Genomic DNA, 15,179 nt, shown 5'->3' on the forward strand with positions numbered 1-15,179 from the left:
CACGCCGCTCTACGAGATCCAGCGCTGGGCCGGCTCCGCGGGGCCGGGGCTGTTCGACACCATCGTGGTGTTCGAGAACTACCCGGCCGACCAGGCGCTGCGCGAGAACATGCCGGGCGGCATGACGGTCGAGGTGATCGGCCAGCACGAGGAGACCCACTATCCGATGACGGTGAAGGTGGTGCTCTCGCCCGCGCTGGTGCTGCAGTTCAACCACGACCGGGCGGTGATCGGCGAGCGCGAGGCTGCGGCCATTGCGCGGCACATGAGCCAGTTGCTCGAAGGCCTGGTTGCGGATTCGTCGCGTGCGTTGGGCACGCTGGAACTGCTGGACGATGCGGAGCAGGCGCAGTTGCAGCAGTGGGGCGCCAAGGCCGATGGCCGCGAAGATGCAGACGAGGCGACGCTGTTGCACCGTCTGATCGAACGCCAGGCGGCGTTGCGTCCCGAGGCACCTGCGCTGTCCTTCGAGACACAGACGCTCGGCTACGGCGAACTCAACCGCAGGGCCAATCGGCTGGCGCATCACCTGATCGAACTGGGCGTGCGTCCCGAGACCCGCGTGGGCGTCGCGGTGGAGCGCGGCATCGAGCTCGTGGTGGCGCTGCTGGGCATCCTGAAGGCCGGCGGTGCGTATGTGCCGCTCGATCCCGAATACCCGGCCGACCGCATCGCCTACATGGTGGAAGACAGCCGCCTGTCGCTGGTGCTCGCCCAGAGCCACCTGCAGGATTCCGTCGCGCTGCCCGCCGGCGTGGCCGTGCTGCCGCTGGACACCATGGACTTCAGTGCTCGTCCCGACACGAATCCCGAGGTGGCGCTGAGCGCGGACAACCTCGCCTACGTGATCTACACCTCCGGCTCCACCGGTCGGCCCAAGGGCGCCCAGCTGTGCCATCGCAACGTGACGCGCCTGCTGTCACAGACGGACGCATGGTTCCACTTCGGCCCCGAGGACGTGTGGACCCTGTTTCACTCCTACGCCTTCGACTTCTCGGTGTGGGAGATCTTCGGGGCGCTGTGCACCGGCGGCAAGTTGGTGGTGGTGCCCTACTGGGTCAGCCGCTCGCCCGAGGACTTTTTGCAGCTGCTGCGCACGCAGCGCGTGACGGTGCTCAACCAGACGCCCTCGGCCTTCGGCCAGCTGGCCAGCCTGCCGCAGGCGCTGTCGGAACCACTGGCACTTCGCGTCGTGATCTTCGGCGGCGAAGCGCTCGAGCCGCAGCGCCTGCGCGGCTGGATCGAGCACCACGGCGACCAGCAGCCACAGCTCGTGAACATGTACGGCATCACCGAGACCACGGTGCACGTGACCTACCGCCGCATCACCGCCGCGGACATCGGCCCGCAGCGCAGCCCCGTGGGCATTGCGATTCCCGACCTGGGCCTGCGCGTGCTCGATGCGCAGCTCAACCCCGTGCCGATGGGCGTGGCCGGCGAGCTGCACGTCTCGGGCGAGGGCCTGGCGCGCGGCTATCTGAACCGTGCCGGCCTCACGGCCGAGCGCTTCATCGCGGCCGAGGACGGCAGCCGCCTGTACCGCACCGGCGACTTGGTGCGCTGGAACGCGCAGGGCCAGCTCGATTACCTGGGCCGCATCGATCACCAGGTGAAGGTGCGGGGCTTCCGCATCGAGCTGGGGGAGATCGAGGCGCAGCTGCTGGCGCAGCCCGAGGTGCGCGAGGCAACGGTCATCGCGCGCGAGCAGGCGGGCGCGACGATGCTGGTGGCGTACCTGTCGGCGCAGGCAGACCACGCGATCGACACGCCCAACCTGCGTGCGCGGCTGGGCGAAGTGTTGCCCGACTACATGGTGCCGGCGGCCTTCGTGGTGCTGCCGACGCTGCCGCTGAACGCCAACGGCAAGGTGGACCGGAAAGCGCTGCCCGAGCCCGAGCGGGCCAGCGAGCGGGCCTACGAGGCGCCGCAGGGGGAGATCGAGATTGCCCTCGCAGCCGCGTGGGCCGACGTGCTCGAAGTCGCGAAGGTCGGCCGCCACGACGACTTCTTCGAGCTCGGCGGGCATTCGCTGTCGGTGCTCAGCGTACAGACGCGCATGCAAAGGCAGTTCTCGTCGATGCAGGTGCCGCTGAAGGTGTACTTCGAGCATCCGACGCTGGCCGCGCTCGCGCAGGCGCTGCAGGCGATGTCGCGCACGGTGGAAAAGGAAGAGGCCACGGATCTTGCGCAGATGGCCGCGTTGCTCGCAGAGCTGGAGGATTGATGCAGATCGAAAAACAGGCCATTGCAGACCGCTTCGCACGGCTGCCGCGGGACAAGCAGAAGATTTTTCTCGATGCGTTGCGCAAGCAGGGCGTGGATTTCGCGCGGCTGCCGATCGTGCCGGCCGCCGGCGCGCAGGACGCGGCGGCGCTGTCGTATGCGCAGCTGCGCCAGTGGTTCCTCTGGGAGCTGGACCCCGCAAGCACGGCGTACCACATCAACGGCGCGCTGAAGCTGCGCGGCGCGCTCGACGTGGCCGCGCTGAAGGCGAGCTTCGCGGCGCTGGTGGCGCGCCATGCGTCGCTGCGCACCGTGTTCCGTCCCGACGGGCAGGGGCTGAGCGCGCAGCGGATTCTGGAGCGCATCGATTTCGACATCGAGACGATCGACCTGCAAGACCTCGCGCCGCAGGCCGCGGAGGACGGCGCGCGCGATGCGGCGCAGCGCCTGACCGACACGCCCTTCGACCTCACGCGCGGCCCACTGCTGCGCGTGGGTCTCCTGCGGCTGGCGGCTGACGTGCATGTGCTGGTGGTGGTGATGCACCACATCGTCTCGGATGGCTGGTCCAAGCAGATCCTGGTGGACGAGTTCATGCAGCAGTACCGCGCGCGCGTGCGCGGCGAGACGCCCGCGATGGCGCCGCTGCCGGTGCGCTATGCCGACTACGCCGCGTGGCAGCGCAACTGGCTTGAGGCGGGCGAGAAGGAGAGGCAGCTCGCCTACTGGACCGAGCGGCTGGGCACCGCCAACCCGGTGCTGCAACTGCCGACGGACCGCAGCCGCCGGCCCGACGGCCGCTACCAGGCGGCGGGGCACACCGTCGAGCTGTCGCGCGAACTCGTGCAGCAGCTGCACCAGCTCGCGCACGGCAACGGCGCGACACTTTTCATGGTGCTGCTCGCGGGCTTCCAGGTGCTGCTGCATCGCCACAGCGGTGAGCGCGACATCCGCGTGGGCGTGCCGGTGGCGAACCGTTCGCGCGCGGAGATCGAGGGCGTGATCGGCTTCTTCGTCAACACGCAGGTGCAGCGCAACGTGATGGACAGCCGTACCCCGCTGTCGAAGGTGCTGGCGCAGACCAAGGAGGCGGCGCTGGGCGCGCAGGCGCACCAGGACCTGCCGTTCGAACAACTGGTGGAGGCCCTGCGGCCCGACCGCAGCCTGAGCGTAAGCCCGCTGTTCCAGGTGGTGTTCAACCACGAGCGGATCGATGGGCGGGCCTTTGCGCAACTGCCGGGGATCGAGATCGAGGGCTATGCGCTCGGCGATCCGGCGGCGCAGTTCGAACTGGTGCTCAACACCAGCGAGGATGCGGACGGACGGGTGAGCGTGCTCTTTGCGTATGCGGCCGAGTTGTTCGATGCGGAGAGCATCGAGCGGATGGCGGACCACTATGTGGCGATCCTGGGCGCGTTGGCCAGCCGCGGCGAACAGGCGGTCGGCGATGTCGACCTGCTGGGAGCCTCCGAGAAAGCACAGCTTGCGCAATGGAGCGTGAACACGCACCGCGAGCCTGGCCTTCAACCCGTGCACCGTCTCATCGAAGGCCATGCCCGCCACCAGCCGCAGGCCACCGCGCTGCTCTTTGCCGATGAAGCCCTGAGCTTCTTCGAACTCAACCGAAGGTCCAACCGACTGGCCCATCGCCTGATCTCGCTGGGCGTGGGTCCCGACGTGCTCGTGGGCATCGCCATGGAGCGCAGCGTGGAGATGGTCGTGGGCATCCTGGCCATCCTCAAGGCCGGTGGTGCTTATCTCCCGCTGGACCCTGAATACCCTGCACAGCGTTTGGCCTACATGGTCGAGGACAGCGGCATCGAACTGCTGCTGACCCACCGCGCCACGCGCGATCACATCGCTGCGCGCGAAGGCCTTGTCGCGCTCGAAGTGGAGGACCTCGACCTCGCCAATGAACCCGAGACAGATCCGAATGTTGCGCTGCACGGCGAGCACCTCGCCTACGTGATCTACACCTCCGGCTCCACCGGCCGCCCCAAGGGCGCAGCCATCCGCCACGATGCGCTGCACAGCTGCATGGCGTGGATGCAAAGGGTCTATGGCCTGGGCAAAGAAGACACGGTTTTGCACAAGGCCCCGTTCGGCTTCGACGTCTCGTGCTGGGAGCTGTTCTGGCCCATGACCGCCGGTGCCCGGCTGGTGGTGGCCAACCCGGGCGATCACCGCGATCCCGAGCGGCTGGTGCAGCTGATCCAGCGCCACCAGATCACCACGCTGAACTTCGTGCCGGCGATGCTGCAGGCCTTCCTCGCGCACCCGGGCATCGAGGCGAGCACGCGCCTGAAGCACATCATCTGCGGGGGCGAGGCGATGCCTTCGGAGACGCAGAGGGAAGCGCTGCAGCGCCTCGGTGGCGCGACGCTGCAGAACCTGTACGGCCCGACCGAGACCACCATCCACGTTACGCGCTGGACCTGCCGGGACGACGGGCAGGCGCTGGTGCCGATCGGGCAGCCGATCAGCGACACGCAGGGCTATGTGCTCGATGGAGAACTGAACCTCGTGCCACGAGGGGTCGCAGGAGAGCTGTATCTCGGAGGCGTGAGCCTTGCGCGCGGTTATCTGAATAAGCCCGGTTTGAGCGCAGAGCGCTTCGTGGCAGACCCGTTCGGCAGCGGTGGCAGGCTGTACCGCACGGGAGATCTCGTGCGTTGGAACGGTGAAGGCCAGATCGAGTACCTGGGCCGCATCGACCACCAGGTGAAGATCCGGGGCTTCCGCATCGAGCTGGGGGAGATCGAGGCGCAGCTGCTGTCCCAGCCCGAGGTGCGGGAAGCCGTGGTGGTGGCCCGGCAGGCGCCCGGAGGCGGCCGCGCCTCGCTCGTGGGCTATGTCGCGGCGCATGCCGGGCAGGCTGCCGACAGCGTCGTGCTGCGCGAGCGCCTGGGGCGCGTGCTGCCCGACTACATGGTGCCGCGCGCCATCGTCACGCTGCCTTCGCTGCCGCTGAACGCCAACGGCAAGGTCGACCGCAGCGCGCTGCCCGATCCCGAAGTGCTCGGCCGCGAGCGCGCGTTCGATGCGCCGCAGGGCGAGGCCGAAGAGGCGCTGGCGGGCATCTGGCGCGAGGTGCTGGGCGTGGCGCGCGTGGCGCGCGACGACAACTTCTTCGAGCTGGGCGGCGATTCGATCCTGAGCCTCAAGCTCATCGCCAAGGTCCGCCAGCAACTGCCGGGCGGCAGCCAGCTGGGCCTGGCCGACGTGATGCAGGCGGGCAGCCTCGCCGCGCTGGCCGACCGGTTGCGGCAGCGCCTGGGCGATTCGCACCACGCGGTCTGCCTCAATGCGGGTGGTGCGGGCGTGCCGCTGTTCTGCATGCCGGGGCTGATCGTCAACACGCGCGAGTTCCAGGTGCTGGCGCGCGCGCTCGAGAGCGACCGGCCGGTGTACGGCTTCGTGAGCCACGTCTACACCGCCAAGCGCTGGCGCGGTTTCGCGATCCGCGAGCTGGCGGCCGAGTACGCGGACTTCATCCTCGCGACGGCCACCGGCGGGCGCTGCGCGCTGCTGGGCTGGTCGCTCGGCGGCGATCTGGCCTTCGAGGTCGCGCGGCAGCTGGAAGGGCGCATCGAGGTCGCGTTCATCGGCGCGGTGGACGTGTTCGAGGCCGAGCCGATGGTTCCCGCCGGCACGCTCACGGCAGCGCAGCGCGCGCGGGCCGACGAGACGCTGACCGAGTGGCTCGCGCGCTCGGAGATGGCCGCGCAGTGGAAGGCGTTGATGGCGCGCATGGACGAACGGGAGCGCGACTGGGTGGCCGAGCAGATGCTCGACCCCGCGCAGGCGTTTCCGTCGGACGGCGCGGGCGACGAAGCCGCCGAATACCTGCTGTGGGCGACGCTGGACAGCCGCGTGCAATCGATGCGCTATGCGTACGCATCGTCGGTGCGGCCGGTGCACGTGTTCCAGGCCGACAGTTCGCTGCGCAGGGACGGCCGGCTGCGCGACTGGTCGGCCCACGCGCCGGTGGCGGCGAGCGACGTGCTCGAGAACGCCGATCACCTGGACATCATTCGCCATCCGCGGTTGAGCGCGCTCGTGAAGCAGCGGCTGCTGGCCGCCGACGCGGCGTAGTTTTTTCTTTTCTCGGCGCCTTCGGGTGTCGCATGAAAAAAGGCCGGATGCCTCGTGGGCATCCGGCCTTTTTGCCGTCTGGCGCTTGCTGCTTACCAGCGGTAGGTCGCCGTTGCGAGCACCTTGCGCTGGTCGCCGTAGTAGCAGCTCTGCGAGGGCGTGTCGCAGTTGGCGATGTAGGTCTTGTTCGTGAGGTTGCGCACGTTGAGCGCGAGGCTCCAGTGCTCGAAGTCGTAGCCGACCATCGCGTCCAGCAGCGTCACGCCGGGCACCTTGATCGGCGAGCCGCCGCCGTTGCCGCGGGTGGGGCCGGTGTAGCGCACGCCCAGGCCGACCTTGATGCCGTTGGTGAAGCGGTAGTCGCCCCATGCCGACAACTGATTGCGCGCCACGGCGTTCGCCTGCTTGCCGATTTCCTCGGGGCGCGCGCTCGATGTGACGATGGCGCGCGGCGTGTAGCTGTACGACGCGGTGAGGTTCATGCGATCGGTGGGCTGCGTCGTGGCTTCCAGTTCCAGGCCGCGCACGGAGATCTCACCCGTCTGCTTGGGCTGGAATTCGGTGTCGTAGCTGATGTAGTTCTTGCGGCGCAGGTCGAAGATGGCCGCGCTGAAGCTGTTCTTGGTGCCCGGCGGCTGGTAGCGCAGGCCCACCTCGTACTGGCGGCCCGATTCGGGCTTGAAGGGCTCGTTGGTGACCGGGTCGACCACGCCGGTCGGCTGGAACGATTCGGAGTAGCTCAGGTAGGGCGCCCAGCCGTTCGGCGCCAGGTAGACCAGGCCCGCGCGGCCGGTGAACTTGTGGTCGGACACGGTGGTCGAGGTGCCGTCCAGGCGGCTGAAGACGCTGCTCTTGGCCGTGTCGTAGCGCCCGCCCAGCGTCAGCTGCAGCGTGTCGCGCCACTTGATCTGGTCCTGCAGGTAGACGCCGGTCTGGGTGAGACGGGTGGCGTTCATCTCGTACGGGTCGGGAATCTCGAACGGGCCGTTGAAGTAGTACGGGTTCGCGATGTTCAGGTCGGGCGCGGTGCCGCCGCTGTAGCTGTTGGTCTCGAAGTTGTTGTGCTGGTAGTCCACGCCCACCAGGATCTTGTGCTTCCAGTCGCCCGAGCGCACGTCGACCTGGGCCTGGTTGTCCATGGCGAAGGCGCGCACCGATTCGCGGCTGCCGAAGAGGCTGCGCGAGAGGTTCTGGAAGTTGACCGGATCGAACTCGTCGTCGGGGTTGACCGTGGCGAAGCTGGGCGCCTGCAGGCCGCGGTAGTCCACCTTCAGGCGGCCGGCGCGCGCGCTCTGGCGGAAGGTGACAGTGTCGTTGAAGCGGTGCTCGAAGTTGTAGCCGAACAGTTCCTGGTCCTGGTTGAAGTGATCGAAGTAGGGGTTGCCCTGGAACAGCTTGGCGGGGATGAACGTGCCGATGGCGCTGGGCACCAGCGAACCGGCCCACGGGCGGTTGCGCGTGTAGACGCCCGCGCGGTTGCGCATGACCTGCGCGTACAGCGTGAGCGTGGTGTCGTTGGTGATCTTCCAGGTGAGCGAGGGCGCCAGGTACGTGCGGTCGTCGGCCATCTTGCCGGCCGGCAGTTGCGCATCGCGCAGCACGCCGGTCAGGCGATAGAGCACCTTGCCGTCGGCGTCCAGCGCGCCCGAGAAATCGCCAGCGACCTGGCGGTGGTTGTTGGTGCCGACCTGCAATTGCAGTTCGCGGATGGGCGTGGCCGTGGGGAGCTTGCTGACCACGTTGACCACGCCGCCCGGGCTGCTCAGGCCGTAGAGCACCGAGGCGGGGCCGCGCAGCACTTCGATGCGTTCGGCGCCGTAGTTCTCGGTCTTCCAGACCGAGAAGCTGTTGGCGTTGCGCAGCGGCAGGCCGTCTTCATAGAAGCCGGGGCTGTAGGCATCGAAGCCGCGCACGGCGATCCAGTCGTAGCGCGAGTCGGAGCCGAAGGGCGCGATGTTCACGCCCGGCGTGTAGCCCAGCGCATCGCGCAGCCGCGTCGCGCCGATGGCCTGGAAGCGGTCGGCCGTGATCACCGACAGCGACTGCGGCGTCTCGATGATCGGCGTGTCGGTCTTGGAGCCGGCCGTGCTGCGGCGCGCGAGGTAGCCGTTGACGTGGCCGTTCTCTTCCGCATCGGGCGTCACCGTGACCGACGGCAGCGCAGCGCCAGTGCTGGCGTTGGCCGGAGTGGGTTGCGCGTCCGTCTGGGCCGAAGCCGACAGGCCCCAGAAGGTGATGACAGTTCCGAAGGCCGCCGCGAGCGAGGCATTCAGCAGGCGTTGGCGAGGCAGGGGAAGAGTGCGCATGAGTAGGACAAATGGTGGATGAATGGGTAGACCGCGCGGATTTTAATGAGAATGGTTCTTATTTTGGTCGGACTGTGGAATCACATGGGTACAAATGACGCATTTCCACGACAGGACCCGTTCTCTTGCCGCCGGATGCAGGCCGCACGCGGGCGGCCCGTAAGCTTCAAAGCGTGGCCGACAGCGGCCGCCCCGAGATCGCCACCGCGTCATCGCGCGGCAGCCAGAGCGCATCGCAGAAGTAGCGTTCGCGCAGCATCATCACGAGCATCGCGCGCTTGTGCGGCAGGTCGAATTCCTTGACCTTCGCGTAGCCGGACTTGTCCAGGTTGCGGATCTGCTGCACGTGGTCGATGCGCGGCTCGCCCATCGCGCGCTGCGTGCGCGGGTCGCAAAGAAAGATGTAGTGCGAGATCGAGGTGAGCCAGGCCGTCGCGTACGCCTTGCCGCGGAACGCGGGCTCGCCCACCAGCACATGCCACCCGCGGTCGTGGTCGTCCACGTCGTAGAAGGGCGCAATGCGGCTTTCCTTGGCCCAGTACATCTCGAAGTAGGCAAAAGGCTCGCCGTCGAAGCTCGCGATCATCGAGTACATGTGCGGATCGCGGTCGATCGCATCCAGATAGGCGCGGTGCTTGTCCAGGTCGCCTTCCTCTTCCCAGATCTTGGCCACGTCGGGGTCGTTCATCCAGCGGTTGAACAGCGGCAGGTCGCGCTCGAAGTCGATGCTGCGAAAAGAGAACGTCTTGCCCAGCCACGGAATGAAGCGCTGGTAGAGCACGCCGCGCGGCTTGGGCGGGCGCACCGGATGGCGCTTGCCGTGGGTCAGCGCGTACTGCAGCGCGATGGGCGTGTGCACTGCGGGCAGCCACATCCGCGCGTGCTGCCACAGCATGTCGCGCCAGGCGCGCGCCTCGGTGCCGCCCGCGATCGGCAGCAGCACGCCCGATTGCGCGAGTGCCCCGAAGCGTTCCGCGTCGGCTACGACGATCGAGCGGTTCGCCGGATGGTGCGCGAACGCGGCCTCCAGCGCCGCGAGCAGATGCGTCGCCGCGCCCGGGCCGGTGGTCTCGCCCTCGACCTGCGCGAGCGCAAGGCCCGGGGCAGCGGCCGCGGCGGCGACGGTGGTGATCCTCCACTGCGACAGCGCGCCGGTCGCGCGCGTGCGCACCATCAGGCTGGCGCCTTCGAGCGTGACGTCGTGCGCCTGGCCGTCGGCGTACGAAATCAGCGGGGTCTTCGGTCCCGTGTCTGCAGCCGGGGCCGGCTGCGGTGTGACGAGCGTCATAGGTCTCCTTGGGTGTTGTGTGCGCCGTGCGTGCCGTGCGCGCCGCGCGTGACGTGTGCATCGGATGGGCGCCGGATGTGCGGGGCCAGCAGCGCCAGCCCCTGGTGCATGGCCGGGAAGAGGCTGCGGTTGAAGTTGTTCCAGCGCAGCTCCAGGATCGTGTCCTCGGGGCCGATGTCGGTGCCGAGCACGTCGAAGATCACCTCGCCCGAGTCGATGCCGTTGTCCACGTAGTGCAGCGAGGCGCCGGTCTTGCGCACCGTCGGCACCGTCGTCTTCTCCATCGTGGTCCAGTTCGTCACCTTCTGGCCGCGCACGCCGTGCAGCGCATCGAGCGTCGCGCACGCGCCGCGGCGCTCATACGGCGACTCGATGCGGGTGATGCCCGGATGGATGTTGACGATCTTGCGATGGAAGTGCGCGCCGGGTCGCACCAGCTCGTCCAGGATGACCAGGAGCCCGTCGAGCACGACCGCGTCGGCCTGCAGCGTGAGCAGCTTGTCGAGCAGCGCGCGCTCGAAGGCGCTCTTGCCCGCGGCGCGCTCGGCCTTGGCGTCGAGCGGCAGGCGCCGGTATGCCGAGGGCACCGGATGCAGCATGTCGCGCAAAAGCCGCCCCTGCGCCCGCAGGTCCTTCGGAAAGATCCACTTGCGCTCGGGGTGCCAGGCGAAGCCGTAGTCCTGCAGCGCCGCCTGGTCGCGCGGCGACTGCGCGTCGTCGTCGTAGACGATGCCTTCGAGCGAATAGGCGTCGCCCAGCGGCGTGGTGTCCAGCGCCTCGGCCAGGTATTCGAGCGGCGACTTCATGTAGCGCTGCGCGCCCTTGTAGTCGATGTGCTGGCCTGCCTTGTCGGCGGCGGCGTTTCGCAGGGACAGGATGTAGACGAGCTTTGCCTTGGGCATGGGTGTGGGATGAAGGATGGACGTTGAAATCGGCACGGCACCCCCGTGGGGCGGGCGCGCCTCCAAGGGAGACGAAATCGCGCCGGATCTGTTCATCGCACCGGCGTTGCGCCGTGCGCGGCGCATGCGCCGCGTCGGGCGTCAGGCGCCGGGCGTCTCGGTTTCGGTTTCGGTTTCGATCTCGCGGTGCGCCGGCGCGAGCGGGCACGCACCGCAGTAGTCCTCGCCGGGCAGCAAGTGGTAGAGGCAGCACTGGCGGTGCAGCTTCACCGTGTCGTAGTGGTCGTCGTGGAACATGCGCACTTCGCGCTGCCGCCCGTGCAGCGGGTTGTCGAAGCCCCGTTCCGGCATCGGCTCGCCGCCGCAATGGCGCGAAGGCCAGACCGGATCGCGCACCAGCCGCGCCCAGTCCTCGGCGATCGCCGGCAGCCCGGTCAGCGCCAGCGCCTGCTCGAAGACCACGTCGAACTCGCGCGCCGCGTTGCCCCAGAGGATCTTGGGCGCGAGCCGCGTCAGCCGGGCCAGCGTCTCGAAGAGCGGCGCCAGGTGCTGCCACAGCAAGGGCGCATAGCGCACGCTCGTCGGCGCACCCGGCATCGGCGCGCCCATGTGCAGGATGTGAAAGCGCACGGGATTGCCGTCGTCGTCCAGCACCACCCATGTCTCGTCCGCGCCGATGGGAAAGACCTGCTCCAGCACCGTCGCGGCCGCGATCACCGGCGGCAGCAGCGCCGCCAGGTATTCGAGGCTCCAGGCCGAGGCGATCGGGCGCAGGTCGCGCCCGTCGCTGCGGCGAAAGCGGGCGCTGCGGCGCATCACGGCCATCAGCGCGTCGGGCGCGAGCAGGTCGGCCACGCGCACGGCGCCGGCCGGTGCGACAGGCGCGCACTGCAGCCTTTCGCCGAACGGCCGCAGGTCCTCGCCCTCGAAGAGCGGCTCCAGGATCGGGATCATGGGTGCGTGGGCCGCAAGGCGGGGAGACGGTGCGCGGAGTCCATCCAGGAAAGACGCGCCAGCCGCCCGCATGTTCATGCGCCATCCCGTTCCGGCTGCCCACGGCGCCGGCCGCGTGAACATCGGCGAGGCCGGATCGTCTATGCAAGGAGCGGCGTGATGCCGCCGGGGCCGTGCCTTCGGGCAGGGGCGTTCTCCAATCGTTTTACGGTCCGGCGGCGGGTGTCCGTGCCGCGCGGCCGCTGTGTCGCCTTCACGGGCGGAAAGAGTTCTCGTATGTCATCTGCCAGTGGCAATGCCGCGGAGGTCCGGCGCCTGCTGAAACCCTTCGCACCCTGGTTCGTGCTGTCCGCGGTCACCGGCATCGCCGCGGGCGTCGCCACGGTCGCGCTGCTGCGCACCATCAACCAGGTGCTCAACCAGCAAGGCGGCATGGCCGGCGGCCTGTTGCTCACCTTCATCGCGCTGTGCGGCGTCGCGCTCTTCGGCCGCATGGCCTCGGACGTGTCGACCAACTTCGTCGGCCAGCGCCTGGTGGCGCAGGTGCGCAAGAGCCTTGCGCAGAAGATCCTCGCGGCGCCCATCGACGCGCTGGAGCGCTACCGCACGCACCGCCTGATGCCCGTGCTGTCGCAGGACGTGGACATGATCAGCGACGTGGCCTTCGTGCTCTCGTCCACGCTGATCGCGATCGCCGTCGCGCTCGGCTGCCTGGTCTACCTGGCCATCCTTTCGCTGCCGCTGTTCGGCCTTCTGGTGGTGATGCTCGCGATCGGCGCCACGATCCAGATCATGGCCCAGGCGCGCGCCGAAGTCGGCTTCTGGAAGGCGCGCGAATACGAAGACCAGCTGCACAAGGCCTACCGCGCGATCAGCGAGGGCGCCAAGGAGCTGCGCATGCACCGCGCGCGCCGCACGCACATGTTCGGCGGCCAGGTCGAGCGCATCGTGGACATCATCCGCAGCGTCAACGGCCGCGCGATCAACACCTACGTCATCGCCTCGGCCTTCGGCTCGGCCCTCTTCTTCCTGCTGATCGCGCTCATCCTGGGCTGGGCCGCGTTCCGCAACACCGACCCGGCGGTGCTCAGCGGCTTCGTGCTCGTGCTGCTGTTCCTGAAAGGCCCCATCGATTCCATCGCGCTCGCGCTGCCCAACGTGGGCCGCGCCAAGGTCGCGTTCCAGCGCATCGCCGACCTCTCGGCGCGCTTTGCCACGCCCGAGCCGCACCTGCACCTGGAGCACCCGGCCAGCATCGCCGCGCTCTCGCACGGCATCGGCATGCGCGGCGTGCGGTATGCCTTCGAGCCGGCCGAGGGCAGCGAGCCCTTCGTGCTCGGCCCGATCGACCTGCAGCTGCGCCGCGGCGAGATGGTGTTCGTCGTGGGCGACAACGGCTCGGGCAAGACCACCCTCATCAAGCTGCTGCTCGGCCTCTACGCGCCGCAGCAGGGCGAGGTGCTGCGCGACGACGCCGTCGTGACGCCCGAGACCCGCGACGACTACCGCCAGCTCTTCACCACCGTGTTCTCCGACTTCTACCTCTTCGAGGACCTGGTCGCGAACCACAAGGGCGAGGAGAGCGCGCAGGCCCTGCCGCAGGCGGCGCTGCCCTACCTGCAGCGCCTGGAAATCGCCCACAAGGTGAGCGTGAAGGACGGCTCGTTCAGCACCGTGGACCTCTCCACCGGCCAGCGCAAGCGTCTCGCGCTCGTGCACGCCTATCTGGAAGGCCGCCCGGTGCTGGTGTTCGACGAATGGGCCGCCGACCAGGACCCGACCTTCCGCCACCTGTTCTACACCGAGCTCCTGCCCGAGTTGCGCGCCAAGGGGCACCTGCTGGTGGTCATCTCGCACGACGACCGCTACTTCCACCTGGCCGACCGCGTCATCACGATGAAGTCGGGCCGCATCGCGGAAGACCGCGCGCGCGCGCCGCAAGGCCTTGCCGCGTGAAGGCGCCCAAGCGCTTCATTCACGCCGCCGTTTCGTTCACCGCCCCGAATCTTCGATGCCGTGCATCCGCGGGCGTTCGCACATCACCACAGGAGTCGACATTCCATGCAACACATCCATGACCTGATCGGCGTCGGATTCGGTCCGTCGAACATCGCGCTGGCCATAGCGCTCGAAGAGAAGCGCCATGGCGCCAAGCCGGTGGATGCCTTGTTCATCGAGCGCCAGCCCAGCTTCGCCTGGCATCCGCACATGCTGCTGGACCAGGCGCACATGCAGATCTCGTTCCTGAAGGATCTGGCCACGCTGCGCAACCCGACCAGCCGCTTCACCTTCATCAACTACCTGCACGAGAGCGGCCGGCTGCCGGACTTCATCAACCTCAAGAGCTTCTTTCCGAGCCGCCACGAGTTCAACGACTACCTGGGCTGGGCCGCACGCCAGTTCGAGGCCTCGTGCGCCTACGGGCAAGAGGTGTTCGAGGTGCTGCCCGAAAAGCAGGGCGGCGAGGTCTCGCTGCTGCGCGTGCGCTCGCGCGGCGACGACGGGCGCGTGCAGGAGCGCCTCGCGCGCAACCTGGTGGTGAGCGTGGGCGGCACGCCCAACATCCCCGAGGGCTTTCGCGCGCTGCGCGGCGACGGCCGCGTCTTCCACTCCAACAGCTACCTGAAGGACATCGCGCGCCACGGCCAGGCCCAGCGCGTCGCGGTCATCGGCGCCGGCCAGAGCGCGGCCGAGATCTTCATGGACCTGCAGGGCAGGCCCAACGCGCCGCAGGTCGACCTCATCATGCGCGCGCGCTCGATCCGCCCGGCCGACGACAGCGCGTTCGTCAACGAGGTCTTCAATGTCGAATTCACCGACTACGTCTACAGCCGCCCGCAGGACGAGCGCGCCGCGCTGCTCGATGAGGTGTCACAGACCAACTACGCGGTGGCCGACCTCGACCTGATCCAGCAGATCTTCAAGGTTTTCTACGACCAGAAGGTGGCGCGCGGCAACCGCCTGCGCATGCTGCGCCAGCACGACGTGCGCGCGGTGCGCGCCGCCAGCGACGGCGTGCACCTGCAGCTGTTCGACCAGGACGCGGGCCGCGAGAGCAGCGTGCGCTACGACGCCGTGGTGCTCGCCACCGGCTACATGCGGGAGCACCACAAGGACCTGCTGCGGCCGCTGGCGCCGTACCTGGGCGACTTCTCGGTCGACCGCTACTACCGCCTGGCCGCCACGCCCGACTTTCACCCGGGCATCTTCCTGCAGGGCGCCTGCGAAGACAGCCACGGCATCAGCGACACGCTGCTGTCGGTGACCTCGGTGCGCACCGGCGAAATCGGCAACGCGCTCCTGGCCGCCATGCCGCGCATGCGCAGCAGCGCGCGCAGCGAATCGACGCTCGCCCAGATCTAGCCTTAGCCCATCCGCCTTCGACCGGCGTCCCGCCCGGACCGCGCCTTC

8 protein-coding genes are annotated in these 15,179 nt (G+C 68.6%); 4 read left to right on the forward strand and 4 right to left on the reverse strand.

What is annotated here, in order from left to right; genetic code table 11:
• Positions 1-2,224, forward strand: a 2,224-nt coding sequence (locus JC881_RS28385; RefSeq protein ID WP_198789076.1) for a non-ribosomal peptide synthetase, incomplete at its 5' end; no start/stop codon positions are given.
• Complete coding sequence (locus tag JC881_RS28390) at positions 2,224-6,318, forward strand: non-ribosomal peptide synthetase (protein ID WP_198789078.1); 4,095 nt, start codon at positions 2,224-2,226, stop codon at positions 6,316-6,318. The genes JC881_RS28385 and JC881_RS28390, both read left to right, overlap by 1 nt.
• Positions 6,319-6,410: 92 nt before the next feature.
• Here the strand turns inward: JC881_RS28390 and JC881_RS28395 are convergent, their stop codons facing one another.
• From JC881_RS28395 to fhuF, 4 genes are all read right to left on the reverse strand, one after another.
• The gene (locus tag JC881_RS28395; protein WP_198789079.1) at positions 6,411-8,624 is read right to left on the reverse strand and encodes a TonB-dependent siderophore receptor; all 2,214 of its coding nucleotides are present in this window, start codon (positions 8,622-8,624) and stop codon (positions 6,411-6,413) included.
• 166 nt (positions 8,625-8,790) lie between these two features.
• Positions 8,791-9,912, reverse strand: a complete 1,122-nt coding sequence (locus JC881_RS28400) for a GNAT family N-acetyltransferase (protein WP_233102095.1) — start codon at positions 9,910-9,912, stop codon at positions 8,791-8,793.
• On the reverse strand, positions 9,909-10,814 hold the full coding sequence (locus JC881_RS28405; protein ID WP_198789081.1) for a formyltransferase family protein: 906 nt from the start codon (positions 10,812-10,814) through the stop codon (positions 9,909-9,911). The genes JC881_RS28400 and JC881_RS28405 overlap by 4 nt, the downstream gene beginning before the upstream one ends.
• Before the next feature lie 141 nt (positions 10,815-10,955).
• Positions 10,956-11,768, reverse strand: a complete 813-nt coding sequence (gene fhuF / locus JC881_RS28410; RefSeq protein ID WP_198789083.1) for a siderophore-iron reductase FhuF — start codon at positions 11,766-11,768, stop codon at positions 10,956-10,958.
• A gap of 276 nt (positions 11,769-12,044) precedes the next feature.
• Here fhuF and JC881_RS28415 point away from each other — a divergent pair, with 276 nt between their 5' ends.
• Together JC881_RS28415 and JC881_RS28420 are read left to right on the forward strand one after the other, a co-directional pair.
• Positions 12,045-13,724 (forward strand): cyclic peptide export ABC transporter, encoded by a 1,680-nt coding sequence (locus JC881_RS28415; protein ID WP_198789085.1) that lies wholly within the window; start codon positions 12,045-12,047, stop codon positions 13,722-13,724.
• A 105-nt stretch (positions 13,725-13,829) separates the two neighbouring features.
• On the forward strand, positions 13,830-15,131 hold the full coding sequence (locus JC881_RS28420) for a lysine N(6)-hydroxylase/L-ornithine N(5)-oxygenase family protein (protein WP_198789087.1): 1,302 nt from the start codon (positions 13,830-13,832) through the stop codon (positions 15,129-15,131).
• The last annotated feature ends 48 nt before the right edge of the window (positions 15,132-15,179 follow it).

It is taken from the genome of Variovorax sp. IB41 (genome assembly GCF_016405905.1).
In the GTDB taxonomy this organism is placed as follows: Bacteria; Pseudomonadota; Gammaproteobacteria; order Burkholderiales; family Burkholderiaceae_C; genus Variovorax.

What these genes read in the sequence shown, in the direction of transcription:
- JC881_RS28390 (WP_198789078.1), top strand. Translation starts at nt 2,224, where the DNA reads ATGCAGATCGAAAAACAGGCCATTGCAGACCGCTTCGCACGGCTGCCG.
- JC881_RS28395 (WP_198789079.1), bottom strand. Translation starts at nt 8,624, where the DNA reads ATGCGCACTCTTCCCCTGCCTCGCCAACGCCTGCTGAATGCCTCGCTC.
- JC881_RS28400 (WP_233102095.1), bottom strand. Translation starts at nt 9,912, where the DNA reads ATGACGCTCGTCACACCGCAGCCGGCCCCGGCTGCAGACACGGGACCG.
- JC881_RS28405 (WP_198789081.1), bottom strand. Translation starts at nt 10,814, where the DNA reads ATGCCCAAGGCAAAGCTCGTCTACATCCTGTCCCTGCGAAACGCCGCC.
- fhuF (WP_198789083.1), bottom strand. Translation starts at nt 11,768, where the DNA reads ATGATCCCGATCCTGGAGCCGCTCTTCGAGGGCGAGGACCTGCGGCCG.
- JC881_RS28415 (WP_198789085.1), top strand. Translation starts at nt 12,045, where the DNA reads ATGTCATCTGCCAGTGGCAATGCCGCGGAGGTCCGGCGCCTGCTGAAA.
- JC881_RS28420 (WP_198789087.1), top strand. Translation starts at nt 13,830, where the DNA reads ATGCAACACATCCATGACCTGATCGGCGTCGGATTCGGTCCGTCGAAC.